The sequence below is a fragment of the Candidatus Palauibacter scopulicola genome (genome assembly GCF_947581915.1).
In the GTDB taxonomy this organism is placed as follows: domain Bacteria; phylum Gemmatimonadota; class Gemmatimonadetes; order Palauibacterales; family Palauibacteraceae; genus Palauibacter; species Palauibacter scopulicola.
Genome location: NZ_CANPWG010000058.1, coordinates 56,564 through 80,555, shown reverse-complemented (window position 1 = coordinate 80,555; position 23,992 = coordinate 56,564). Strand labels below are relative to the sequence as shown.

Genomic DNA, 23,992 nt, shown 5'->3' with positions numbered 1-23,992 from the left:
GCCGCGGCGGTGGGTCAGCGAGACTCGTCGAGTTGGCCGGAGCGCCGCTCGACCGGCAGGACGATGGAGTCGCTCGTCGCGATCGGCACCGCGTACGAGGAGCCGAACAGCCCGCCCCCGTCATCGAGCGCGGGAGCGAACGGTACGAGGAACCAGTCGGGCACATAGGGGTCGTCGGCGAACAGGGTCCCCTGGCTCTCCGCCGCCGTTTCCGCGGGCACGTCCGCCATCACCGGCGGAAGCTGCACTTCGACGAGCACGGGCTGACTCCCGTTCGACACGCCGAGCGTGAAGAGTCCCGCCGACGCCACGGCGATGGCGGCGGCCCGGCCGACCTGGCCCCGCCAGGACCGCTTCGAAGACTCGTCGACGTGATAGAGGCGATGCTGCAGGCGGGGAAGGAAGTCCGGAGAGGTGCTGACGCGGGGGAGGGCGCGCCAGACGGCGAGCCCGCGAGTCATCACCCGCTGGTAGCGCCGACACGACCTGCAATCTTCCAGATGCGCGTCGAAACGACGGCGCTCGTCGGCGTCCAGCGTACCGTCGAGGTAGTCGGTATGTCGCTCGATAAACTCTTTGCAAACCATCATTGCACCAGCGTTCCTTCCGTTGGCCGGGCCGCGCGGGCCCGGGACTTCAATCGAGCATCGGGGCGATGATGCGGGCGAACCGGTTCCGCGCACGATTGAGGCGCGACTTCACGGTGCCCAGCGTTACGCCCGTGATCTCGGAAATCTCCTCGTAGCTCTTCCCTTCCAGTTCACGCAGCACGAATACGACACGGTGATGCTCGGGAAGTTCCGCGACCGCGGCCTCGACCTGTTCGCGCACCCGCCGCTTGCGGAACAGATCGTCGGGCCGGTAGGCCGTATCCTCGAATTCAAGCGGCCGATGGTCGGCGTCCCAACTCTTCCGGAGCGTATGGAAGAGTACCAGCGGGTTGCGCGCCCGGTTCCGCAGTTCGTTCTTCGCCAGGTTGCTGGCGATCGTATAGATCCAGGTCGAGAACTTCCGCGCGGGATCGAACCGGTGGAGGTGCCGGTAGACGCGCACGAAGGTCTCCTGCACGAGATCCTCGGCTCGGTCCCGGTCGCCGATGGTGCGGTAGATGAAGTTCAGCAGGCGGTCCTGGTAGCGGTCGGCGATCTCGTTGAACGCGAAGCGCTGCCCCCCCAGGTAGTGGGTGACGAGTTCGGCGTCCTCGAGGCGCTTCAACTCCGCGCGCCCGAGCGATGCCACCTCCTCCGGCGCTGCGTATTGCCTCGATACCTCGAGGTTCGGCTTCGTGTCCATGCCGCTCCCTTTGCGGGCTTCCCGTTCCCGTTGCAGACGATCCGACGCGTTAAACCCCACGCCCGCCGATTCGATCCATCCGGCGGGCGACCCAGCGCGCCGCGAGGGTCAGCGCGCAGATCGTCTTGCCGTCGCTGATCTCCCCCGCATCGATCATCTCGATGGTACGGCGCAGGGGCAGCCGATGCACATCCATGAACTCGCTCGCCTCGTGACTCGTCTCTCCCGCCTCCAGATCCCACGCCGCGAAGAGGTGGATGACCTCGTCCGTGAACCCCGGCGTCGTGCGCACGGAGGCCAGCCGCTCCAGGCGTCCGGCGCGGAGTCCCGCCTCCTCTTCCAGTTCCCGGAGCGCGCACGCCTCGGGAGGCTCGCCGGGCTCCAGGTTCCCGGCCGGCACCTCCCAGATGAACCCGCGCGCGGCGTACCTGTATTGGCGCACCAGCGTGACGATGGGCTCGCGCGCGGCGGCGGCGGTCCGGTCGGGCGGGTCGGGAAGGTCCAGCGCGACGACGGCGGAGGCGCCGGGGTGGCGGATCAGTTCGAGCCGGCCGATGGACCCGTCCGGAAACCGCACGCGATCCACGTCGACATGGATCCGGCGGCCGGAGTAGACGCGCTCGCCGTCCACGCGGCCCGTCGGAGCGCCGCCCCCGGCGCCCTCGCGCGCCCCGCCGGTCACCGCGCGCTCACGAGGCGGGACGGACGTCCACGCGCCCGAAACCGTTCAGCGTGGGCTCGGCCGTCGCCGCGTCGCCGACGGCGAGGAGGGTGAGGCGGTCGGGATCGAGGTACGTGCGGCAGACCTCCCGCACCTGCTCGGGCGTCACGGCCTCGATGCGGGAGCGGTACGTCTCCCAGTAGTCGTCGGGGAGGCCGAATACGCGCTGGCGGCTCACCTTTCCGCAGACCTGCACCGCGGTCTCGAACTGGAGCGGCAGGGAGAGCGTGAGGGCATTGCGGGCCAGTTCCATTTCGTCGGCGGTGACGGGCGTCGTGCGCATGGCCTCGATCTCGCCCAGGATCTCCTCGAACGCGGGTCCGGTCCGGACGGTCTCGACGGCCGTGCGCGCGACGAACGGCCCCGCGCCGCGGCGGAACCGGAAACTCGACCTCGCCCCGTAGGTCCACCCTTTGTCCTCGCGCAGGTTGAGGTTGATCCGGGAGTTGAACAGGCCGCCGAGGATCGCGTTGGCCACGATGATCGCGTGATGGTCCCCGGTGTTGTAGGGCACGCCCACCGTCGCGACGCGAATCTCGCTCTGGGGGCTGCCGGGACGGTCGATGAGGATGAGGTCGTTCGCCCGCGGCTCCGGCGCTTCCGGGGGCGCAACCGGGGCGGTGTCGCCGCTCCAGGCGCCGAAACGCGCCTCCGCCGCGGACATGAGACGTTCGCGGTCGAGGTCGCCGCACGCGATGAGAATGGCGCCGCCGGGGCGATAGCGCGCGGCGTGAAATTCCCGCACCGCTTCCGGGCCGATCTCCGACACGGTGGGGCCGGTTCCGGCCGCCGGCCGGCCGTACAGGCCGTCACCGTAGAGTTCGGCGATCGTGGCGAGACCCGCGACGTTCGCCGGGTCGTCCGCCTGGCGTTCGATCTCGTCGATGCGCTCGCGGCGGATGCGTTCGACTTCGTGCTCCGGGAACTCGGAATCGAGGATGGTGGCGGCGAGGAACTCGAGCGCCTCCTCGAACACCTCCGAAAGGAAGTGCATCGAGACGGCCCCGACGGCGTAGCCGGCCGTCGCGCGGTAGCCGACGCCGAGGCGGTCGAGCCAGCGCGCCATCTCGATGGCATCCCGGCCGGGGGTGCCGGCGGTGAGGAGCCGGGCGGTGAGTTCGCCGAGACCGCCGAGTCGCGGCGGTTCGGCGCCCGCGCCGCACTCGAGGACGAGGTGGAGCGATACTTCGGGCAGACCGGGCCGCTCGGCGTGCTCGATGCGCAGGCCGTTGGGGAGCGCGAGGCGCTCGAAGCGCGGGAGCGCGAGCGGGCGCGGGGCGGCCGGCGCCGGGCGCACGGCACGGTCGAGGGTCGCGGCTCGGGGGTTCGTCACGGCGTCGCCTCCTCGGGCACGACGTGGAGGACGGTGAGGCCGCGCGGGTCGAGCACGTCGCGCGCCGCGCGCTCCACGTCGCGGCGGGTGACGGCTCCGTAGCGCGTGAAGGCGTCGTTCACATAGGCGGCGTCGCCCCGCAACACGGCCGCGTGCGCGATCGCGTCCGCCCGGTCGCCGAAGCCCGCGCGCCCGTTCAGGAGCCCGCGCCGGGCCCGGTTGCGCGCCCCCTCGATCTCTTCCTCCTCGACGCCGTCGCGGAGCAGGTCGTCGATGACGTCCCTCACCTCCGTCTCGAGGTCGGCGGCGGCGACGCCCGGGCGGGCGGTGGCGACGACGAAGCACATCCCGGCGCTCTCGGTCGGCCACGTGAAGGACGTCGCGTCCGCCGCCATCTGTTTCTCGTACACGAGCGTCTTCTCGAAGCGGGAACTGTTCCCGTCGGCGAGCAGGTAGTTGAGGATCACGACGGCCTCGAAATCGGGGTCCGCGTAGCGCGGCGAATGGTACATGAGGTACACGCGGGGCATCTGGACGCGGTCGCGAAGGAGCGCGCGCCGCTCTCCGCCGCGCGCCGGCACGGGGACCTCCGGGCGCGGCGCCACGGGTCGCGGGGGAATCTCCCCGAACCAGGCCTCGACCCGCTCCAGCGCCGCGGCCGGATCGAAGTCGCCGACGAGTACGAGGGTCGCGTTGCCGGGTCCGTAGTGGAGGTCGAAGAACTCGTGCACGTCCTCGAGCCGGGCCGCGTCGATGTCGGGCATGTAGCCGATGGTCGGATGACGGTAGGGGTGTCCCTCGTCGTAGGCGCGCTCGAGCAGGGTCTCGAACGCGAGGCCGTAGGGGCGGTTCTCGTACGCCTGCCGCCGCTCGTTCTTCACGACCTCGCGCTGGTTGTCGAGCTTCTCCTGGGTGATCCCGGGCTTGAAGAACCCCATGCGGTCGGACTCCAGCCACAGGCCAAGGTCCAGTTCGTTCGCGGGCAGGGTCTCGAAGTAGTTCGTGCGGTCGAACCACGTCGTCCCGTTGAGCGTGCCGCCGGCATCCTGAACGAGCTTGAAGTGGTGCTCGCGCGGCACGTGCTCGGACCCCTGGAAGAGGAGATGCTCGAAGAGGTGCGCGAAGCCGGTCCGGCCGGCGCGCTCGTTCTTCGATCCCACGTGGTACATGACGTGAACCGCGACGAGCGGCGCCGACGCATCGGGCTGCAGCACGACCCGCAGCCCGTTGTCGAGCGTGTGCTCAAGGATGTCGAATCTCATTGGTATTCTCCGTGCCGCTCCCGGCGCCGCGGCATGAGGTGAGGCGGAGGGAGATAAGCCGGGTTCTGTCACCGGCGGGCCAGGCCCGCGGCGAGGTCATCTATCTGGGACCTCGGTTGCCCGAGGCCTCGTGCGGCCTACCCGGAACTCGAACGCGACGGGCCGCCGCTCGTTCCTGCTTGGCCTTGCTCCCGGCGGGGTTTGCCGTGCCGTCCCTGTCACCAGGAAACGCGGTGGGCCCTTACCCCACCCTTTCACCCTTGCCTGTGCGTCTGGACCCTTGCGGGTCGCAGTCTGCCATCGGCGGTCTGCTCTCTGTGGCACTTTCCGTCGCCTCGCGACGCCCGGGCGTTACCCGGCGCCGTGCCCTGTGGAGCCCGGACTTTCCTCGAACGGCGTGACGCGCACCCGTCCGCGACCTCTTCTCCCTCCGCCGCGGACAACCTAACCGATTGGCAACCCCTTGAGGAATTGTCTACTCTAAGGGTAGGAGGAGAAGTGTCCGGCGGAAGCGGTTTCCGGGCCCGGAGGCTTCAGAAAGAAGGAGTCGCGAACGCGCGTAAATCGTATGCTACCTGAGTCTGCCATACCCCGCATGGCGATGGCCCTGTGGGCGCTGGGAAGCACGGCCGCGGCGGTTTCGCCCGCGGCCTCCCAGGAAACCAGCCCTGACGGCCCGTCGTCGTATTACGTCTACGTAGCGGCCGAATCGGAGGATCGCGTCGATCTCGTCCGGTTCGACGGCACCGGTGCGTCGGTGCTGGATTCCGTCTTCGTGGGCCGTTTCCCCACGGAAATCGACGGGCCGCACGGCCTGGCGGTCGATCCGAGCGGGGAACGGTGGTACGTGACGCTCGCCCACGGGAATCCCTTCGGCACGGTCGTCGCCTATTCCACGGAGACGAACCACCCGCTCGGGAGCGCGGAGCTGGGGCTCTTCCCCGCCACCATGCAGGTGACGCCGGCAGGCCTGCTCTTCGCGGCGAACTTCAACCTGCACGGCGAACACGAGCCGAGTTCGGTGTCCGTCGTCGACGTCGGGGCGATGATCGAGGTCGCGCAGATTCCGACCTGCACGATGCCGCACGGCTCGCGGCTCACGGCGGACGGGGCGCGGCACTACTCCGTGTGCATGATGGATGACGTGCTCGTGGAGGTCGACGCGCACCGGCTCGAGGTCACTCAGCGCTTTCTCCTCTCGCCGGGCTCGGAGCGGGCGTGGCCGCACGACTGGCTCCCGACGCGGCCCGTGGGAGCGGCCGCGTGCAGCCCGACGTGGGCGCACCCGGCCGTGGGCGGACGCCATGTGTACGTCGCGTGCAACCGGAACGCGGAGGTGCTGGAGATCGACGTGGAGTCGTGGCGGGTGACGCGACGGTTCGAGACGGGCGAGGGTCCGTACAACCTCGATGTGACTCCGGACGGCGCCCACCTCGTGGTGACGTACAAGGGCGGGCAGGCGACCGGCGTCTGGGATCTCGCCGACGGGACGGAGGTGGCCCGGGTTCCGAACACGCGGACGCTTCCGCACGGGATCGCGATCTCCCCGGATTCCCGATACGCCTTCGTGAGCGTGGAAGGCGTGGGCGGAGAGCCGGGAACGGTGGACGTGATCGACCTCCAGGCTGGGGTCCGGGCGGCCAGCGTCGACGTGGGGAAGCAGGCGGGCGGCATCGCCTTCTGGAAGGCGGAGCCGCGGTGAGGCGCGGCGGGCTGGCCGTGACCGCAGGGGTGCTCGCCGGGGTGCTCGCGGCGGCGTGCGGAGACGGTGGGAGCACGGAACTCGGCTCTCCGCCGACGACGCTCGTCCCCGTTTCCGTGGTCGTGGACACGATCGTGACGGGCGAGGCCACCGACCCCCCGATCTCGGTCCGGGTCGAGGATGCGCTCGGGAACGCGGTCGAAGGGGCGCCGGTCCGCTTCGTCATCGTGCGGGGCGAGGGCGAGCTTTCGCCGGGGGTCGCGGTCGCGGGGCAGAACGGCGTCGCGGAATCGGTCTACCGCGCGGGGCCCACCCCGGGTGAGGCGGAGATCCAGGCGGACATCCCGAGCGCCGCGAACGTCCCGGCCCTTCGCTTCCTCGTCTTCGCGGAGTCCGCGGACACGGTTCGTCTCAGCATCGTGGAGGGAGACGGCCAGCGGGCGGAGGCGGGGAGCCAGCTGCCGCTCGCGTTCTCCATCCGGGCGGAGACGACGAGCGGCGCTCCGGCCGGCGGCGTCCGCATCGCCTTCGACTGGACGGTGCCGGAAGAAGCCTCGGCCGCCCTGGAAGCGGGGGTAACGCCGGAGCTGCCACAGGCGGGGGACACGGCGGCCGTGGCGGAACCGCCGGAGCCGACCGCGCCGGCGGAGGAATTGCCGGAAAGCGCGGGAGCCCTCACGCACGACGTCGTGATGACGGACGCGGACGGACGCGGCGGGGCGGTGTTCACGCTGGGCTCGCGGCCGGGCGACTACCGGATCCACGTCTTCGCCACGGACGGCGTTTACTCGGACACGCTCTCCTTCTCGGCCACGGCGCTCGCCTCGCCGAGCGGCGCCGTGCAACTCGACTCGGTCGGGAACGGAAGACTCGCCGCGGGCACGCGGGCGCTGCTCCACGGAGGCGGCTTCCGCCCGGTCGCGGCCGACAACGAGGTCTGGATCGAAGGCACGGCGGCGACGGTGGTGAGCGCCACGGAGACCGAACTCACGGTGGAAGTGCCGGCCTTCGTCCGTACGTGCCTGCCCGAGCGCGAGGTCGGCGTGCGGGTGCTCGTGGGCTCCGAGGCCAGCAACGGCCTCCTGGTTCCGATCGAACCGGCCAACCAGCGCGTGAGTCTCGATGTCGGCGAGTCCCTTACGCTGCGCGGGCCCGTCGAGGTCGAATGCGTGCAGTTCCGGCCGGGGGCGCCCGTGGAAGCGGGAGAGGCGGGAGAACCCGGAGCGCCGGAAGACATCGAAGCGGCGACGCGGGAGTACCGGATCGTGATCGGCAACACGGGCCGCGGCGCCTCGAGCCGGCTTCCGCTCCGGTTCACCACGCGGACGCCCGCCGACATGTCGGGGGATGGCCCGGCGGTGGCGGTCGGCATCGGGAGGGTCGATGCGCGGGTCGCGGAGGCCGCGCTCGCCGGTACGCGCAGGGACATCGGGATTCGCGCACGCACGCTCGCCCGACTCGTTCAGGACCGCATCTCGCCCCTGCGGCCCGACGGGTCGACTGCGGTTTCCGCGCCGGCCCCGGGAGACACGCTCGAGTACTTCTTCGCCGTCGGTCCGGAACTGGCGGCGACCTGCGTCGACCCGACGAGGACGGTACGGGGGACGGTGCGGGCCGTGGGCGATGGGGTGGTGCTCGTGGAAGATCTCGCCGCGCCCGCGGGCGGGCCGACGGAGGAGGAGTGGCTGGCGCTTGCCGGGGAATTGGACGGGACGGTGCTTCCGGCCGTGACGTCCTACTTCGGCCTTCCCGAGGACATCGACCGGAACGGACGCGTCGTCGTCCTGTTCACGCCCGGCGTGAACCGGCTCGGCGACGGCGAGGCGGGGGTCGGCGGCTTCTCCCTCCCCCAGGATCTTGCCGCTTCGGGACGCGGCGACGGCGAACTGTCGGACCCGGACGGCGGGATCTGCCCGGCGAGCAACGAGGCCGAGATCATCTACAGCGTGAGCGCGGACCCCGACGGGACGCTCGGCCGCGCCGTCGCGACGGAGGATTTGCTGCGGGAGACGCAGGCCCTCGTGGCGCACGAAGTCCAGCACATCGTGAGCGCGGGGGGCCGCGTGCCCGCTTCTTCGGCGGGTTTCGGAGCCGCCGAGGAGGTATGGCTGGATGAGGCGCTTTCGAGCCTGGCCGAGGAAGTGGCGGGGCTCGCCGCGCTCGGACTCCCCCTGGGCGAGCGCCTGACCTTCGACCGCGTGTCCGGAACGCCGGAGGAACTCGAGACCTTCAATGCCTACATGCTGGGCAACTTCCGCAACCTCGGCCTGTACATGCTCGGACTCCCCGGGGCCCCCACCGTCTCGACGGACGATCTCGACGGCGTCGGCGGGTTGCAGATGCGGGGCTTCGGCTGGTTCCTGCTGCGACGGCTCGCGGACCAGGCGGGGGGCGACGAACGGGCCTTCTTCCGGTCCGTCGTCGGGGGCGGACGGAACTACGGGCGCGGGATCGCGAATCTGGAACGGGTCACCGGAAGGGAGTGGGCGAACATCCTGGCGGACGTGTCGGTCGCGCTGGCGCTGGGCGCGGGGACGCTGGACGAGGAGCCGGAGGATGCCCCGGGAGAGGACGTCGAAGCGCCGGCGGCGGGGCCGGACGCGGAGCCGCCGCTCGCCGCGGCAACGTGGGACGCCACCGATGTGTTCCGATCCTTGAATCAAGATACGGACACCCGATCGGGTCTTCCGACCGCGATCGCGCTCCGGACCGAACCGCTGGGGTTTGAAACCCGGGTGCTGAGCCTCGACGTAGGGCCGTCGAGCGTACGGTACTTCTCACTCGCCTCGGTTCCCGGCGCGCCGGGCCTTTCGCTGTCGCTGGAAACGGCGGGAGGAACCCCGGCGGGTGAGACCGCGGAACCGCTAATCACGATCGTGAGGATTAAATGAGACGCCCGTCCGGCGTTCTTCTCTTTCTCTTTCTCTCTCTGTGGGGGCTCGCTCCCGGAGCGTCGCAGCTGACGGCCCAGATGACCCCCTCCGCACCGTTCGGCAACGATACCGGCCCGGAATTCTTCGGACTCGCCGGCGTCATCCAACCCCTCAACAACCTCACGGACAACACCGGCGCGTACGGCATCGTGATGCCGCCGGACGTGATGATGGGGGGCGAAGCGACCTATTGGGCTTCGCGGGCGGTGGGAATCGGCGTCATGGGGCTCTATTCCCCGGCGACGCTCGAAGGCGTCGGCGGCGGACCGGGACGGGGTCTCGGAACGCTCGGCGAAATGGAGTACCTGGCGGGCACGGTGAACCTGACGTTCCGCCTGCGGTCGTCCGGCTCGGCCGGCGCGCTCGAACCCTACTTCACGGTGGGCGGGGGGCTCCGGCAGTTGAAGTTCTACGGCGCCGAGGTGCCGAAGCTCAGCGCGACGGATCCGATGGCGACGGCGGCGGTCGGGGTCCGGGTCCATCTCCTGTCATCGCTCTGGTTTCGGGGCGAACTCCGGGACATGGCGTCCTACTACATCTCCGCCCAAACGGACGCGTCGAAGCTGCAGAACGACGTCGGCATCACGATCGGCTTCGGCTACCGCGCCCGCTAAAGCCGCCTCCGCGTTCCGTCAGGAGCCGGACGAACCTGCCGTTCCGGCGGGCGGGACGCGCACTTCCAGGGTCCCGGGCGAGATCGACACGGACGTCTCCCCGCCGTTCGGCCACACGACGTGCAGCGTTGCGGGGCCGGCGGGCGCGTCGCCGGCGAGGCCGAGCGTCTGCGTCGGCTCGTGGCGGGCCAGGTAACCCTCCCCCGACCGGACCTCCCGCACCGGGCCGAACGTGCCGTCCGCGTATTCGAGGCGGAGGCGGGCGCCGATGGCCCGGGGGTTCGCGGGCGGGCCCACGAGCGTGACCCGGAGGCCGGGCGCCGCGCCGACGTTGCGGTAGAGCCGGGTCTCGCCGCCGTTGACGCCGAAGGCCACGTCCACCCGCCCGTCGCGGTCGTGGTCCGCGAGCGAGACGGCCCGGGCATCTCCGTAGACGGCGATCCCGGACGGGGGAGCCGTAACGGGCTCGAACTCCCCTTGGCCGTCCCCTCTCAGCCAGAGCCCTCGCCCCGCGTCGTAGCGCGGCGCCCCCGCCCGGCCGGCGTAGAAGTTCTGCGCGAGGACGAGGTCTTCGTGGCCGTCTCCGTCGAGGTCGCCGCCGGCGACGCCGAACGCGGGCGCGCGCTGGGCCGCCGCGGGCAGCGGGGCGCTCTCGAAGCCGGAAGGGCGGTTGAGCCACACGGTGTGGCGGAGTTCGTTCGCGTCCAGCCGGAGCTCGGGGTCCATGCCGCCGATGAGGTCGGTCAGCGGCGCGCGCGCGAAGCGCTCGTACGTCACGCGCAGGAGGGCCGGGAGTCCGCCGGGGACGGCGAGCGCGTCCCTGCCCCGTAGGGGGCGCCACGCGCCGGATTCCATCCGGGCCTCGACGAGATCGACGACGCCGTCGCGATTCATGTCGCCGTAGATGAGGGAATAGGCGGACGGTACGTCGAGATTCGCGCCCCAGCCGGTCGCGACGAGGTCGGGCCGTCCGTCCTCGTCGAAGTCCGCGGCGGCGAGGCCGTTCCAGCGCCCCGTGAGACGGGTGAGCCCCAGCGCGTCGCTCACATCGGTGAAACGGCCCTCGTCGTTGCGGAAGAGGCGGACGCTGCCCCATTCGAGGGCGAGCGCGAGGTCGGGGTCGCCGTCGAGGTCGTAGTCCGTGAAGAGGGCGGCGGAGACGAGCCCCAGGCGCGCGAAGGGGAGGGAACGCTCGGCATCGACGCGCAGGGCGTCGCCGTCGTGGATCAGCAGGCGGGAGTCGACCGCGAGGGGGTAGGCGCCGGGGGCGACGCGGCCGCCCACGAAGAGGTCGAGGTCGCCGTCGCCGTCGATGTCGGCCTGGGCGAGCGGGCCGGTCGTCGCGGGGAGCTGACCGGGCGGGGGGCCGGGCGCTTCGATGAGCGGGGGCGCCGGCGCGGACGCGCCGAGCGGCGCCGCGATGACTGCGGGAACGGCCGCGGCTTCCGCGGGCGAGCCCGCCTCGTACGCGCTCGTGCCGATGAGCAGCGCGACGCGACCGTCGGCCGCGCGGTGCGGCAGCGCGGCGGTCGCGTCCCACGCCAGCGCGGGCACGAGAGCCCGCGGGGCGGCGAAGCCGTCCCCATCGTTGCGAATCAGGACCGGGCTGCCCCCCCGGCCGCTCCCGACGATGAGATCCGCGTCGCCGTCGTCTTCCACGTCGATCCACGACACGCCCGGGCCGGGCCGGTCGAGCGAATGGGGCAGGAGCGGCTGCCGGAGCCGGTCGTCGAAGGGCGACTCGACATGCCTGTGGCCGAGCCGATCCGAAATGTCGACGAAGTGCGTCCCGGCCTCGGCTGTCGCCGCCGTGGCGGGGCCGTCGGGGTCGGGCGCCACCAACTCCGCGGTGGCGGCTTCGATCTCGTATTCGCGGTTCGCGACGACCCCTTCCAGCCGCGTGCGGCGACGGTCCGGCCAGTCGACGGTGAGGACCATCTCGCCGTCCGCCTCCGCGGCGAAGCTGGCGGCGGGTTCGGACGAGGAGAGATAGGCGCCGCCCGCGGTGATCTCACGCACCTGAGCGGGCATCCCTCCGGAACTCTCGAGGCGGATCCGGGCCCCGATCCCGCGCGTGTTCGGGCCCGGCCCCCGCAGACGCACGAGGATCCGGGGCGCCGGGGCGTCGTTACGGTACAGGAGGGGGGCCGCCCCGAGCCGGGTCACGACGACGTCGAGGTCTCCGTCGCGGTCGAGATCTCCCGCCGCGAGACCGTGCGAGATGTCGGCCTCGTGTCCCCAGCGCCAGCCCTCGCTCACGTCCGTAAAGCCCTCCGCCCCGCCGCGGAAGGCGACGTTCGGCTGCGCGAGCGGCGGGAACATGCGCAGGGCCTGATCCGCCGGCAGCCCGGGAATCGCCGCCACGCGGGCGTTGGCGTCGCCGTCCAACTGGTCCCACGCGTGTCCCGTCGTGACGAGGATGTCGTTCCAGCCGTCGAGGTCCGCGTCCACGATGAGCGCGCCCCACGTCCAGTCGGAGGCGGCGAGCCCGAGTTCCCACGCCGCCTCGGCGAAGGTTCCGTCCCCCCGGTTGAGCTGGACCGCGTTCCGGTTCACCTGGATTCTCGTGTCCGTGAGGCCGGGTCGTTCAGGAACGGCCTCGTAGCTCGGGGTCTGGGCGAGGCGCTCCGCCGCGTCGCGGGCGAGCATGTCGGTGGTGAGGAGATCGAGGTCCCCGTCGCGGTCGAGATCGCCCACATCGACGGCCATCGAGGAGAGGCTCGTCGTGCGGACGGCGACGGCCGGGGCGGGCGCGAACGTCCCGTCGCCGCGGTTGATCCAGATGCCGTCCTCGCTGTTGAAGTCGTTCGCCACGTAGAGATCCGGGTCGCCGTCCTCGTCCCAGTCGCTGAACCTCGCCGCGAGTCCCCAGTCGCGGGTCGGCGTCGAGACGTTCCCGCGGGAACGCGCGAGGGGCGCTCCGGGAGCCGCGGGCGCGAACCGTCCGTCCCCGAGCCCGGTGTAATACTCGTCCGGCTCGCCAAGCTCGAAGCGGCGCACGAAGCGGCCGTCGAACTCCACGCGGTAGTGCTCGTCGTAGAGGTCCCGCAGTTCCGGAAGGGTGTCGAGATTCCCGTCCTCGCCGCGCCGCAGGTGGTTGATGTCGAGAACGTCCGGCGGGTAGAGGTCGTCGACCTGCCGCGTCTTGTAGTTGGCGACGTAGAGATCGAGGTCGCCGTCGCCATCGGTGTCGGCCAGGGTGAGCGTCGTGCTCCCCCACGCCCCGGCGAGGCCCGCGTCCTCGAGTTCCGCGAAGCCGCCCGCGCCGTCGCCGAGGAAGATCCGGTTCCGGCCTCCATGGACCGCGATCAGGAGATCGAGGTCATCGTCTCCATCGACGTCGACGAGCGCGGCGCCTCTCGCGAGCACGTCCTCGAGCGCGATGGCGGGCGGCGTGATCTCCTCGAAGCGCCAGCCGCCGAGGTTGCGGTAGAGCGCGCTCGGGCACCCGAAGCCGGCGAAGAAGAGATCCGCCAGGCCGTCCCCGTCGACATCCCCGATCGCGACGCCGTGCCCTTCCGCGCGCACCCGGTTGCGCAGGCGCGTCTCCTCGTCGACGTCGTACAGGAAAGACACGCCGAGGTCGGAGCCGTCGAGCGGCCGGAAGCCGCCCGAGCCCCGCAGGTGCAACTCCCGCCAGCGGTATCCGTCCGCCTCGACCCAGGGTCCCGGGTCCGGCGCCCCGCACGCCGAGACGAGGAGGACCGCCGCGAGGAGCGTCCTTGTGTTCAGCCACCCTCCCCGTTCGCCGACGCCCCGCGGCCGCCGCCGATCACGCGCTCGAACAACTCGTAGATGCGCCGGTATTCATCGGTCCACGACGAGGGCTCCGCAAAACCGTGGTTCTCCACCGGGTACACCGCCATCTCCCAGTTCTCCTTCCCCAGTTCAATGAGGCGCTGGGCGAGGCGCACGACGTCGGAGAAATGCACGTTCGTGTCGTACATCCCGTGCGCCATGAGGAGGTGTCCCTCGAGGCCCTCGGCGAAGTAGATGGGGGAGGACTGGCGGTACGCCTCCTCGTCCTCGTGGGGGAGGTTGAGGATGCGGCTCGTGTACCAGTGGTTGTAGTGCGCCCAGTCGGTCACCGAGCGGAGCGCGCCGCCCGCCTGGAAGGACTCCGGCGCGGTGAAGAGCGCCATCAGCGTGATGAAGCCGCCGTAGGACCCGCCGTAGATCCCCATGCGGTCGGGGTCGACGCCCTCCTCGCGGACGAGGTAGGCGGCGCCGTCCACCTGGTCGGAGAGGTCCCAGCCGCCCATGTGCCGGTAGATCGCCGTGCGCCAGTCGCGCCCGTAGCCGGCGGAGCCCCGGTAGTCGATGTCGAGCACCGTGTAGCCCTGGGCCGCCAGGAAGTGGTGGAACATGTACTCGCGGTAGTAGTTCGACCACCAGTTGTGGACGTTGTGCAGGTATCCCGCCCCGTGGACGAAGATGACGCCGGCCCCGTTGGGTTCGACGCCGAAGTCGGCGGGCCGGTAGATGCGCGCGGGCACCGGCATCCCGTCGCGGGCCTCGAAGTGCACGATCTCGGGCCGGAGCCAGGGGAAGCCGAGCCACGTCCCGGTGGGGGAGGTCGTGACCTGTGTCATCGCGGCGCCCGGAGCGGCGTCGGCGACGTACAGTTCGGGCGGCCGGTTCGCGCGCGAATGGAGGACGGCGAAGCGACGCCCGTCGGGCGACGGCGTGACGGTGAACGAGCCCTCTCCCTCGAGGAGCTGGACGCGGCCGGAGCCGTCGAAGTCCATGCGCCACGGGTGCTGGTCGAAGGGGGAGAGTTCGCTCGTCTGGAGGAGGAAGGCGTCCCATCCGTCCGGGATCGTCGCGCCGAGCACCTCCCACTCGCCGGCCGTGAGCGCCTCCTTGTCGCCGCCATCGGCGTCGATCGCGTACAGGTGGGAGTAGCCCGTCTCCTCGCTCACGTACCAGGCGCGCGGCATCTCGCCCGCCGCCTCCGCCGGGAGCCAGCCGATGCAGCCCGCGCCCTGGGCGCCGAAGCAGGGGCCGCCGACCCACGCCTCGTCATCGTGCGAATCGAGCAGCGTGAGTTCGCCGCTCGCCGCTTCGTAGGCGTAGAGGCGCCACGTCTTGTAGTCGTAGTCCACCGCGAACACGAGCCCGTGGGAGCCCGCGTCGTTCCAGCCCGCGAAGCTCGCCACGGCGAGGCGGTCGTCGGATTCAGGCCCGTCCGCGGCAGCTCCGTCCCCGTCGTCCAACCCGGCTTCGGACTCCCCGGATTCCGGATCCGAGCCGTCCCCCGAGAGGTCGAGCCAAGTGGCTTCGCCCGTTTCGGCATGGACCACGGCGAGTCTGGACTCGCCCTGTTCGTCGCCGACCTTGGGACGCATCTCGGTGTTCTCCGTGTAGCCGGACTCCGTGATCCAGAGGGGGATATCGGTGCGCCGGCCCCCATCGTTGAAACTGCCGCGGGTCGCGGTGACCGCGATCCACGTGCCGGTGGGATCGGCGACAAGCGACTGCGCGCGCTCGCCCTGCGCGAGGTGCAGGGTCTCGCGCTGGCCGGTCTCCCTGAGCTCCCGGCGCTCCTCGGCGCGCTCCTCCCGGATGTCCTGCACGCGGATGTGCTCGAACAGCTCCCGCTGCTGTTCCTCGAGGAAGGCCTTGTGCCCCTCGGCCTCGGGGTCTTCGGGCTGCTCCGGCCCGCCCACCGCGGTGAGCTGCCGGATTTCGCCATCGTCGATGTCGAAGGCGAAGAGGTTGTTCCCGCGGCGGAAGAAGATGGAGGCGCCGTCGCCGGAGAAGACGGGACCCATCTCGGCGTCCTGGGTGTGGGTGAGCCGCCGGGTCGCGGCGCCCTCCCGCTCGATGAGATAGAGGTCTCCGTCGGACGACGTCACGCGCCAGCGGCCATCCGCGGAGACATCGCCCGCTGCCAGGATGGGACCGAGGCGAAGTTCGTCCTCGTCGTCGATCCGCTCCGGCGTGCCGCCGGTCGAACGGACGCGGTATAGGGCGCGCTGCTCGTGCCACTCGGCGCCGCCCGGCAGCCAGCGGAAGTAGATCCACTCGCCGTCGTCGGACCAGCTCACGCCGACCGGCGCCTGCCCGACGTGCTCGGGGCCGCGCATGATGGATTCGAGCGTGAGCGCGAAGGCGTTGTCGCGCGCGGGGGCCGGCTCGAAACTGGCGAGACCCTGCGCCTGAAGGGCCGGAGCGGCCGTGAGCGCGAGCACGGCCGCGGCGATCCACGAAGCGACGCGCCGCGAGACTGAGGGCCGCGCGGCGGGGGGGCGGAGGTTCGGGGAGAACTTCACGGGGCACCTCCTCCGTTCCTGGAGGGCAGATACTGTCCCGGGATCGGCAGATCCGGCCGTTCCGCGGCCCAGTAGATCGTGACGACGTACCAGCGGCCGCCGTCGTGCATGAGCTGGATGGAGTTGATGCCGCGCGCGAACGGCTCGGGGTCGTCCGCGGTGCGCTTCGAGTCGTAGGTGGAGAACGCGTGCACCACGGGGCCGAAGCGCTCCTCGCTGCGGGCGATCTCCCGCTCGAAGAACCCGTTCTGTTCGAGGAAACCGCCCGCCTGCTCGGCGTATTCGCCCGGGCTCCACACCTGGTAGCCGTGCTCGCCCTCCGGGGACCGGCCCGTGGGAATGAGGCGGGCCTCGGGAATGAACAGCGAGCGGAAGCGGTCCCAGTCGCGCGCCTGCCCGGCCGGGCCCGAGATCACGTCGTAGAGCGCGGTCAGGATGCTGTCGACCGACTCCACGTCGCCGGGATCGGCGTCGGGCCAACTCTCCGCCATGGCCACGCTCGCGCGGCCCTGGGCGAGGGAGGGTGCGGGCGCCGCGAGCGCCAGGGGTCCGGCGGCCAGCGCGCCGAGGAGGAAGAGTGTGCGCAATCGTCGCATCGGTCAGCTCCGGGTGAGGGGGTTGGGCGTCCCCGAATCTAGCGTCGTGTCCCGGAAATACCACGGCCATTCGAGCATCCGGACCCGGCGCCCGGTGCGGTCCGGCGACCGAGGCCGGCAAACGGCGTCGCACGCAGCGCTCGGTTGCATCGGACGCGGGCCGGTTCTACCGTTTTCGGCTTGCGCCACCCGCGCCCGTAGCTCAATTGGACAGAGCGTCTGACTTCGGATCAGAAGGCTGGGGGTTCGAGTCCTCCCGGGCGCATGATCCCCCGGCCGAAGACGTCAGCGACTTCATTCGACTCCGGTGACTCCGCAGACATGAAACCGAGTCCAGACACGCGACACAGCCGGCCCGCGACCCCTTCGCCGGCCGCCCAGTGTCCCATCGATCACGCGGCGGCCGAGCGCGCCGCGCGCGCGCTGCCCGGCCCGGTGCGACGGGCCGTCTTCCTGGGCGTGGGGAGCCTCAGCGTGAGCGCCGGCATCATCGGCATCGTGGTGCCGCTCTGGCCCACGACCTGCTTCCTCCTGCTGGCCGCGTGGTGCTTCGCGCGCAGTTCCCCCCGCGCCGAGCGCTGGCTGTACGAGAACCGCCTTTTCGGCCGCTACCTCGCCGCCTACCGCGAGCGCGGCGTGATCTCCACCCGCGTCCGGCGCGGCGCGACGATCTTCCTGTGGAGCGCGATCCTCGTCTCCGCCGTGTTCGCCGCCGGCCAACTCTGGCTCGTCGCCCTCCTCCTGCTCATCGCCGCCCTCGTCACCGCCCACCTCTACTCTCTCCCGGGAGAAGGCTAGCCGCGCGACGCTACCCCGCGGGGCGCGTGACGGCCCGCTCGTGGACGACTTGCGAGGCGGGCGGAGTGATGATTCGGCAGGTGGGCCCGGGAGCGCGCGCGAGCCGGCGATCGAGCGTCAGGAGTGGGCGCGAGAGCGCCTCGGCGAGGGCCACGTACCAACCGTCGTAGATCGTGAGGTTGTGACGAAGTTCCCACGCACGGTCGGCGAGGGGTTCGAACGGGAAAAGTTGAATCTTGAGCGTCAGCAGCCTGCGACGAGCGAGATTGGCTGCGGAACTCTCGATCCGTTCGGCAAGCTCAAGTCGGCGGAGGACGTTGGTCGCCTCGGCGAGGACCAGTTGCGGACCGGCCAGCGAACGGCCCTCGCGAGTAGCGTCCACCACGGCGGCCTCGGACCACATGCCGTGAGGCCCGAGGTGGGCGACCGCCGCCGCGAGGACCGAGGCATCAACGATAACCGTCACTTCCGGTCGGCATCTATAGCCTGCAGGATGCTCTCCGTGGTCACGCGATTGCTCGACAACCGCTTGTCGGCCCGGACCTTCTCGATCCACTCCTCAACGGTGGGTTTCGCCACCAGCCGCTCGAGTTCGCCGCGCAGGTACCGCTGCATCGACTGGCCGCGGGAGGCCGCGCGGGCCTTCAGCCGGTCACGCACTTCCTCGGGGACGTCTCGAATGGTGATTTGAACGCTCATGACATCATTTTGACGTCATAAGCAGCGTTTCGCAAGCAACCACGTTCCCGCGGGAACGTCTCCCGGGCACGGCCGATCCGGATCTACGCGCCGAGGGCGGAGATGAGGTCGGAGCGGGTGAGGATGCCGAGCGTGCCGCCTTCCTGCCGCACGAGCACGGCGGGCTGGTCTCCGCTGAGGGCGTTGGCGAAGGCGTGGACGGGGTTCGAGGCCTCCACCGTCGGGAAGGGCGGGCCCATGACGTCGCGCACGAGGCGCCCCCGCGCGTCGGGGTCTCCCATGAGGAAGCGCAGGATGTTCTGCTCGATGAGGCTCCCGACGACCTCTCCTGCCTCCGTCACTGGAAGCTGGGAGATCGCGTGTTCCCGCATCGACGCGATCGCATCCTCGAGCGACATGTCGACGGGGGCCGACACCAGCGGCCGGTCGGTCGAACGGCGCGTGACGAGCACACCCGCGGTGAGGGTCTCGCCCTCATCGAGGAAGCCGTGCTCCTGCATCCAGACGTCGTTGTAGACCTTTCCGAGCGCGCGATAGCCGCCGTCCGGCATGATCACGACGAGCACATCCTCGTCGGAGACCGCGTCGCGGTTCACCTCCATCCACCCGAGGGCGCCGGCCATCGCCATGCCGCACGAGCCGCCGAGGAACATCCCCTCCTCGCGCGCGAGACGGCGGGTCATGAGCATCGATTCCCGGTCCGTGACGCGCACGTAGTCGTCCACGATGTCGAAGTTCATGTTGCCCGCGAGGATGTCCTCCCCCACCCCCTCGGTGACGTAGGGATGGATCTCGTCCTCGTCGAACTCGCCGGTGTGGAAGTACTTCCAGTAGACGGAGCCGTAAGGGTCCACGCCGATGATCCGCACGTCGGGGTTCCGTTCCTTGAGGTAGGCGGCGGAGCCCGAGATCGTGCCGCCGGTGCCGGAGCCGACGAAGAGGTGCGTGATCCTCCCCTCCGTCCCCTCCCACAGTTCCGGGCCGGTCGTCCGCAGGTGGGCGAGCGTGTTGGCGGGGTTGTCGTACTGGTTCATGTAGAAGGAGTTGGGGGTCTCCTCCGCGAGCCGGCGCGAGACCTGGTAGTAGGAGCGCGGATCCTCCGGGTCCACCGCCGTCGGACAGACGATGACTTCCGCTCCGAGCGCGCGCAGGATGGCGATCTTCTCGGGGCTCTGCTTGTCGGTGGTCGCGAAGATGCACTTGTAGCCGCGGGCGATCGCGGCGAGGGCCAGCCCGACGCCGGTGTTGCCGCTCGTGCCCTCGACGATCGTTCCGCCAGGCTGGATCTCGCCCCGCGCCTCGGCGTCGTCGAGCATCGAGACGCCGATGCGGTCCTTGACGGAGCCGCCGGGGTTGAAGTACTCGAGCTTCGCGAGGACGGTGCCGGGCAGGTGCGCCGCGAGGCGGTTTACGCGCACCAGCGGCGTGCCGCCGATCGTGCCCAGGATGTCCTCGTGCCACATGAAGATCTGCCCTCTCTGGCGCCGGCGCCCGCTTGCCGGGCTACCCGGTCAGGTTGAAGAGCCGGCTGTACTTGACGACGAGCTGGCGCTGCTTCGGACCGGCCATGATGCCCGTACGCTCGAGCGAGCCGGTGTGATTCGTGTCGTTCCACACCACGTACAACCCCGTACCCGCCGTATCGAGCCACGCGAAGCGGACATTGGTCCCGACGTCCTTCGTATCGTCGTTGTACTGGACGTTCGCCTGCAGATAAACGCGCGGCGTGAACGAATATGACGCGTTGAAGCGCACGACGGCGGTCTTGAAGCTGCCCTCGTCGAGCCGGACGTCGAAATAGTTCGTGATGAGGCTCGCGCTGAGCCTGTCCCCGTAGCGGTACGCGAGCGTCGCGTTCGGGCCGAAGCGGGTCCCGCTGTAGAACCCGCCCAGGTCCCAGCCGACGGACAGCGACAGGGGGGCGCCCCGGTTCGTGTTCGCCCTGAACTCCCAGTCGATGTTGTGGTAGGTGCCGGCCGGGATGACGATGTTTTCCCGGATCGCGAACGGGGCCTCGAGACCCTCCCCCGTGAAGTTGAAGCCGGGAAGCTGGAAGAAGGCGCCGTTCTCGAACTGGAAGTGGTTGTCGAAGTGCACGAGATACGACTCGTTGAAGCCGCCCAGCGTCCACCAGCTGTTCCCGGAAATGTGGGGACGGAACTCCCGGAACCATGACACGCCGTCGGTGCGCATGTGGCGGAGGAAGCGCCAGTTCAACTGGCGGTAGCCGCGCCGGTTGACGAAGCCGACCTCCGGGTTGAAGGCGTCGCCGATCTGCCGGTATCCGGTCGTGACCTGCCAGTCCCGCGTCACGTACCGCATGCCGCCGGCGAAGCCGTACTCGCCGTCGTTGAACCCCGATCCCGCGGCGTCCTCCCCGCCGGGGACGGGCGTGGCGGTGAGGCTCGCCCAGCCGTCGAACGTCAGGGCGTCGCCGATGCCGAGCCGGCCGTCGATCCCGTACGTGAGGTTGTGGTCTCCCGCGTCGGCCGTGTTGAGGCGCGACACGAAGATGGCGCCGAGCTGCGACCGGTTGCCGAACTCCCGGTACGCCCGCAGCACGCCGAAGTTGTTGGCGGGCGCGATCCGCTCGCTGACGCCCGCGTCGTCGTCGAAGTGGAAGGCCTCCTCGGTCTGGATGTTGAGCATGCCGACCTGGAAGGCGCCGACCTTTCCGGTCATGCGGGCGCCCGCCGTGATCGGCACCTCCCGGCCGCCCTGAAGCCCGATGCGGCGGCTGAAGAAGAGTTCGGCCGAACGGCTCGCGCCGACCGCGAAGGTGCCCGCGTTCTCCAGGAAGAAGGCGCGCTTCTCGGGGAAGAAGAGGCTGAAGCGCGTGAGGTTTACCTGCTGGTCGTCGACCTCCGCCTGCGCGAAGTCGGTGTTCACCGTGAGGTCGAGCGTGAGGCTCTGGTTGAGGCCGATCTTGGCGTCGCCCCCGATCTGTCGCCCGAACTCCGTCTCCGGCGACGGCACGCCATAGTCCCTGAAGCCGTCCATGAGCGCGTACGGGCTGATCGATACCGTGCGCCGGGCGGGGGCCTCGAGCGCGAGGATACCGGCGAGCGAGACGCGGTAGACGCCGAACTGCCTGGGCAGGGGCGCCCACATCGACTGCTCGCTGTTGCGGCGGATCTTGCGCTCGACGTTCAGGCCCCAGTCCTGCGGTCCCCCGGCGCCGTAGCGCAGCGTCGAGAACGGGATCCGCATCTCGGCGTACCAGCCGCGATCGTCCCTGCTCGTGGCGACCTCCCACGAGGCGTCCCAGTTGAGGTTGAAGCCGCCGGCCGAGCCGCGCTGCTGGCGGCCCCCGCCCCGACCGCCGCCCACTCCCTCGCCGGTCACCTGTCCGTCGTACTCGATCCCCGCCGGCGTGGTGCCGAAGACGAGGGCGTTCTGCCGGTCCAGGTAGGTGTCGAGCACGACGACGAAGGCATCGGAATCGTCGAGCGAAGCGTCCCGCAGCGTCTGGCCCGTGACAATGCCCGCCGGATCGTCGTCGAAGAGCCACGCGCCGATGTACAGCGCCGCGCCGTCGTAGCCGACGCGGACCTCCGTGGGCTGCGACACCGGCTGGCCCTCGGTGGGCTCGCGCTGGGTGAAGCCGTCGAGCGGCGCGAGGCCCGACCAGGCCTCGTCGTCGAGCCGACCGTCGATGACCGGAGGCGTCGCGATCTCCGACGCCCGCGCCCGGGGCGCCTGCTGGCTTTGCAGCAGGGCAGGCGCGAGGAGCACGACAAGCATGGTGCCGACGATACTGGCCAGGAGATCGCGAGTCGCGCGCATGCAGCCCCGTTCCCTTCTCAAGTGACGGTCCGCTGAAACGACACGGTCCCGCCGCGGATGGCGGCGACCTCGGCGGGCCCCACGCGGCAGCAGCCGCCGATGCCGTCGGCGCCCGCCGCGCGCCACTCGGCGGCGCTCCCCGCCCAGTCCATGGGGGTCGCCGGGCCGGTCCAGCACTTCGTCTCGGCGTCCCAGGTCTCGCCCGAGTTCGGGTAGACGAGGATCGGTTTCCCGGTCGCGCGGCGAGCCGCCCCGATGAGAGACACCGTGAGGCTCGGATCCGTGCAATTCGCGCCGACCGCGACGACGTGGGGTTCGGCGTCGCACAGGGCGACGGCGGCCTCGAGCGGGGTGCCGTCCGCGAGGCGCGCGCCGTCGCGGCACTGGAAGCTGATCCACGTCGGGCGATGGGACACGGCGGCGAGCCGGCAGTAGGCGCGCGTCTCCTCCACGGAGGGCGTCGTCTCGCAGGCGAGGACGTCGGCCTCCGTCTCGGCGAGGACCTGCCAGCGCGGGGCGTGGAAGTCGTACAACTCGGCCGCGGAGAGCCCGTAGTCGCCCGTGTACTCCGATCCATCGGCCAGGTAGGCCCCGTACGGCCCGATGCTCGCCGCGACGAGCGGGGGCGGGCCGCTCGCGGCCACCGGCCCACCGGGCGCGGACGGCGGGCCGTCGAGCGGGGGCGCACCGCGGCCGCCGAGAAAGTCCGCGCGGGCCGAGAGGGCGACGTCGACGGACTCGCGCAGGACGCGCACGGTCGCCGCCGCGTCGAGCCCGCGCGCCGCGAAACCCTCGAAGGTCGCCTGGTAGGTCGCGGTGGCGATGCAGTCGGCCCCCGCGTCGAGGAAGCGGCGGTGCGCGGCGCGGATCGCCTCGGGATCGTCGATGAGCGCGCGGGCGGACCACAGGGGATCGTTGAGATCGCAGCCCAGCGCCTCGAGTTCCGTCGCAAGGCCGCCGTCGAGGACCAGGAAGCCCTCCCGCTCGATGAAGTCGCGGATCGGGTCGGTCAACGCGGGTCCGGGCCGACCATGATCGAGAACCCTTCGAACACGAACTCGACCCCGCCGTCCCGCAGTCGGTTGCCGACGGCGATGCCGTCGAACATGGCTTCCACGGCGTCGTGCAGTTCGAGCAGCCGCGAGGGCTGCGCGACCGGCGTGTTATGGCCCGTGAACAGCATCGTCAACTCGGGCGCGAGCTCGGCGAGTCGGGCCACCGAGGCCCGGTACGCCTGCAGGTCCGTCTCGGGGGCGAAGAGCCAGATCGGGCCCTCGTAGAAGGAATCGCCCGTCCAGAGGAACCCGGCTTCGCGGTCGACGAGGGCGATCGCGTCGGGCGTGTGGCCGGGGACGGCGATGACTTCGAGCGTGCGCCCCCCCAAGTCGATGCGGTGTCCGTCGTCGATGAAGGCGGAGACCTCGAAGGCGGGCGTATGGTAGTTGTCCTCCGTGATTCCCGCGGGCAGGGGCCGACAGAGCGCGTTTCCGGCCACTTCTCCGCGCACCTCGACGTTCGTGCGGCCCCGGGCGTGCGCGCGAGTGAACTCCGTGTCCAGGGCAAGCACGCGCTCGAACTCGGCGTTGCCCCCGACGTGGTCCATGTGCGTGTGCGAGTTGAGGACGGTCACGGGCAGCGCCGTGAGTTCGTCCACGACGGCGCGGATGCGGCCGATCCCCATCCCCGTGTCGAAGAGGAGGGCGCCCTCCTCACCCAGGATCAGGTAGGAGATGACCTCCTGGAACTGGAACGGCTCGTAGATCGCGTACACGCGCGGGGCGACGCGATACGCCTCGAACCAGTCATCCGCGACTTCGACGCGCTCCAGATCGGCGTACTGCGAACGGGGCACGTTCGAGCAGAACCCCGCCGTCGCGGCCTTGGATTCGGGGGCGATGTCCGGGCCCGGTGCGCAGGCGAGCGCCCCCCCGGCCAGCGCGCCCGCGCCCGCCAGCCGGAGGATCGCCCCGCGCACGTCCG

18 protein-coding genes, 1 tRNA gene and 1 other RNA gene are annotated in these 23,992 nt (G+C 70.8%); 5 read left to right on the top strand and 15 right to left on the bottom strand.

From position 1 onward, the window contains the following. Positions 1 to 14: 14 nt before the first annotated feature. From RN743_RS11435 to rnpB, 6 genes are all read right to left on the bottom strand, one after another. Positions 15 to 590: a zf-HC2 domain-containing protein gene (locus tag RN743_RS11435; protein WP_310779979.1), complete on the bottom strand. Its 576-nt coding sequence runs from the start codon at positions 588 to 590 to the stop codon at positions 15 to 17. Positions 591 to 636: 46 nt separating this feature from the next. After that, positions 637 to 1,293, bottom strand: a complete 657-nt coding sequence (locus tag RN743_RS11430; protein ID WP_310779978.1) for a sigma-70 family RNA polymerase sigma factor — start codon at positions 1,291 to 1,293, stop codon at positions 637 to 639. A gap of 49 nt (positions 1,294 to 1,342) precedes the next feature. Further along, a complete protein-coding gene (locus RN743_RS11425; protein WP_310779977.1) occupies positions 1,343 to 1,975 on the bottom strand; it encodes an NUDIX hydrolase in 633 nt (210 codons plus the stop codon). 7 nt (positions 1,976 to 1,982) lie between these two features. Continuing rightward, positions 1,983 to 3,347, bottom strand: coding sequence for a pitrilysin family protein (locus tag RN743_RS11420; RefSeq protein ID WP_310779976.1), 1,365 nt, complete (start codon positions 3,345 to 3,347; stop codon positions 1,983 to 1,985). Beyond that, positions 3,344 to 4,609, bottom strand: a complete 1,266-nt coding sequence (locus tag RN743_RS11415) for a pitrilysin family protein (protein ID WP_310779975.1) — start codon at positions 4,607 to 4,609, stop codon at positions 3,344 to 3,346. Before RN743_RS11415 ends, RN743_RS11420 begins: the two co-directional genes overlap by 4 nt. 39 nt (positions 4,610 to 4,648) lie before the next feature. After that, positions 4,649 to 5,043: RNase P RNA component class A (rnpB, locus tag RN743_RS11410), an RNA gene on the bottom strand. 161 nt (positions 5,044 to 5,204) lie between these two features. Here rnpB and RN743_RS11405 point away from each other — a divergent pair. The 3 genes from RN743_RS11405 to RN743_RS11395 are packed head-to-tail and all read left to right on the top strand — an operon-like array spanning position 5,205 to position 9,858. Then, positions 5,205 to 6,311 carry a YncE family protein gene (locus RN743_RS11405; protein ID WP_310779974.1) on the top strand — a complete coding sequence of 369 codons (1,107 nt, stop codon included), beginning with the start codon at positions 5,205 to 5,207 and terminating at the stop codon, positions 6,309 to 6,311. Continuing rightward, positions 6,308 to 9,202, top strand: a complete 2,895-nt coding sequence (locus RN743_RS11400; RefSeq protein WP_310779973.1) for a hypothetical protein — start codon at positions 6,308 to 6,310, stop codon at positions 9,200 to 9,202. Before RN743_RS11405 ends, RN743_RS11400 begins: the two co-directional genes overlap by 4 nt. Continuing rightward, positions 9,199 to 9,858 (top strand): hypothetical protein, encoded by a 660-nt coding sequence (locus RN743_RS11395; protein WP_310779972.1) that lies wholly within the window; start codon positions 9,199 to 9,201, stop codon positions 9,856 to 9,858. The genes RN743_RS11400 and RN743_RS11395 overlap by 4 nt, the downstream gene beginning before the upstream one ends. Positions 9,859 to 9,876: 18 nt before the next feature. Here RN743_RS11395 and RN743_RS11390 read toward each other — a convergent pair whose 3' ends face one another. The 3 genes from RN743_RS11390 to RN743_RS11380 all read right to left on the bottom strand — a co-directional run bounded on the left by RN743_RS11390 (position 9,877) and on the right by RN743_RS11380 (position 16,729). Beyond that, the gene (locus RN743_RS11390) at positions 9,877 to 13,488 is read right to left on the bottom strand and encodes an FG-GAP-like repeat-containing protein (RefSeq protein ID WP_310779971.1); all 3,612 of its coding nucleotides are present in this window, start codon (positions 13,486 to 13,488) and stop codon (positions 9,877 to 9,879) included. 98 nt (positions 13,489 to 13,586) lie between these two features. Then, on the bottom strand, positions 13,587 to 16,133 hold the full coding sequence (locus RN743_RS11385) for a S9 family peptidase (protein ID WP_310779970.1): 2,547 nt from the start codon (positions 16,131 to 16,133) through the stop codon (positions 13,587 to 13,589). Further along, entirely contained in the window at positions 16,130 to 16,729 is a 600-nt protein-coding gene (locus tag RN743_RS11380; RefSeq protein ID WP_310779969.1) for a hypothetical protein, read from the bottom strand. The genes RN743_RS11385 and RN743_RS11380 overlap by 4 nt, the downstream gene beginning before the upstream one ends. 191 nt (positions 16,730 to 16,920) lie before the next feature. Between RN743_RS11380 and RN743_RS11375 the strand changes: the two genes are divergently transcribed. Both RN743_RS11375 and RN743_RS11370 read left to right on the top strand, forming a co-directional pair. Then, positions 16,921 to 16,994 (top strand) — tRNA-Arg (locus tag RN743_RS11375). 56 nt (positions 16,995 to 17,050) lie between these two features. Beyond that, complete coding sequence (locus RN743_RS11370) at positions 17,051 to 17,527, top strand: YbaN family protein (RefSeq protein ID WP_310779968.1); 477 nt, start codon at positions 17,051 to 17,053, stop codon at positions 17,525 to 17,527. A 10-nt stretch (positions 17,528 to 17,537) separates the two neighbouring features. On the opposite strand, the gene RN743_RS11365 is transcribed toward RN743_RS11370, so the two are convergent. The 6 genes from RN743_RS11365 to RN743_RS11340 form a co-directional block, all read right to left on the bottom strand. After that, complete coding sequence (locus RN743_RS11365; protein WP_310779967.1) at positions 17,538 to 17,993, bottom strand: type II toxin-antitoxin system VapC family toxin; 456 nt, start codon at positions 17,991 to 17,993, stop codon at positions 17,538 to 17,540. Next, entirely contained in the window at positions 17,990 to 18,226 is a 237-nt protein-coding gene (locus RN743_RS11360; RefSeq protein ID WP_310779966.1) for a hypothetical protein, read from the bottom strand. The genes RN743_RS11365 and RN743_RS11360 overlap by 4 nt, the downstream gene beginning before the upstream one ends. An 83-nt stretch (positions 18,227 to 18,309) precedes the next feature. Next, entirely contained in the window at positions 18,310 to 19,689 is a 1,380-nt protein-coding gene (locus RN743_RS11355; protein ID WP_310779965.1) for a pyridoxal-phosphate dependent enzyme, read from the bottom strand. A gap of 40 nt (positions 19,690 to 19,729) precedes the next feature. Continuing rightward, on the bottom strand, positions 19,730 to 22,012 hold the full coding sequence (locus RN743_RS11350; RefSeq protein ID WP_310779964.1) for a DUF5916 domain-containing protein: 2,283 nt from the start codon (positions 22,010 to 22,012) through the stop codon (positions 19,730 to 19,732). Between the two features lie 17 nt (positions 22,013 to 22,029). Further along, positions 22,030 to 23,025: a homocysteine S-methyltransferase gene (gene mmuM / locus RN743_RS11345; protein ID WP_310779963.1), complete on the bottom strand. Its 996-nt coding sequence runs from the start codon at positions 23,023 to 23,025 to the stop codon at positions 22,030 to 22,032. Next, entirely contained in the window at positions 23,022 to 23,987 is a 966-nt protein-coding gene (locus tag RN743_RS11340) for an MBL fold metallo-hydrolase (RefSeq protein ID WP_310779962.1), read from the bottom strand. The genes mmuM and RN743_RS11340 overlap by 4 nt, the downstream gene beginning before the upstream one ends. Positions 23,988 to 23,992 lie beyond the last annotated feature (5 nt).

What these genes read in the sequence shown, in the direction of transcription:
- RN743_RS11435 (WP_310779979.1), bottom strand. Translation starts at nt 590, where the DNA reads ATGATGGTTTGCAAAGAGTTTATCGAGCGACATACCGACTACCTCGAC.
- RN743_RS11430 (WP_310779978.1), bottom strand. Translation starts at nt 1,293, where the DNA reads ATGGACACGAAGCCGAACCTCGAGGTATCGAGGCAATACGCAGCGCCG.
- RN743_RS11415 (WP_310779975.1), bottom strand. Translation starts at nt 4,609, where the DNA reads ATGAGATTCGACATCCTTGAGCACACGCTCGACAACGGGCTGCGGGTC.
- RN743_RS11405 (WP_310779974.1), top strand. Translation starts at nt 5,205, where the DNA reads ATGGCGATGGCCCTGTGGGCGCTGGGAAGCACGGCCGCGGCGGTTTCG.
- RN743_RS11395 (WP_310779972.1), top strand. Translation starts at nt 9,199, where the DNA reads ATGAGACGCCCGTCCGGCGTTCTTCTCTTTCTCTTTCTCTCTCTGTGG.
- RN743_RS11380 (WP_310779969.1), bottom strand. Translation starts at nt 16,729, where the DNA reads ATGCGACGATTGCGCACACTCTTCCTCCTCGGCGCGCTGGCCGCCGGA.
- RN743_RS11370 (WP_310779968.1), top strand. Translation starts at nt 17,051, where the DNA reads ATGAAACCGAGTCCAGACACGCGACACAGCCGGCCCGCGACCCCTTCG.
- RN743_RS11360 (WP_310779966.1), bottom strand. Translation starts at nt 18,226, where the DNA reads ATGAGCGTTCAAATCACCATTCGAGACGTCCCCGAGGAAGTGCGTGAC.
- RN743_RS11355 (WP_310779965.1), bottom strand. Translation starts at nt 19,689, where the DNA reads ATGTGGCACGAGGACATCCTGGGCACGATCGGCGGCACGCCGCTGGTG.
- RN743_RS11350 (WP_310779964.1), bottom strand. Translation starts at nt 22,012, where the DNA reads ATGCGCGCGACTCGCGATCTCCTGGCCAGTATCGTCGGCACCATGCTT.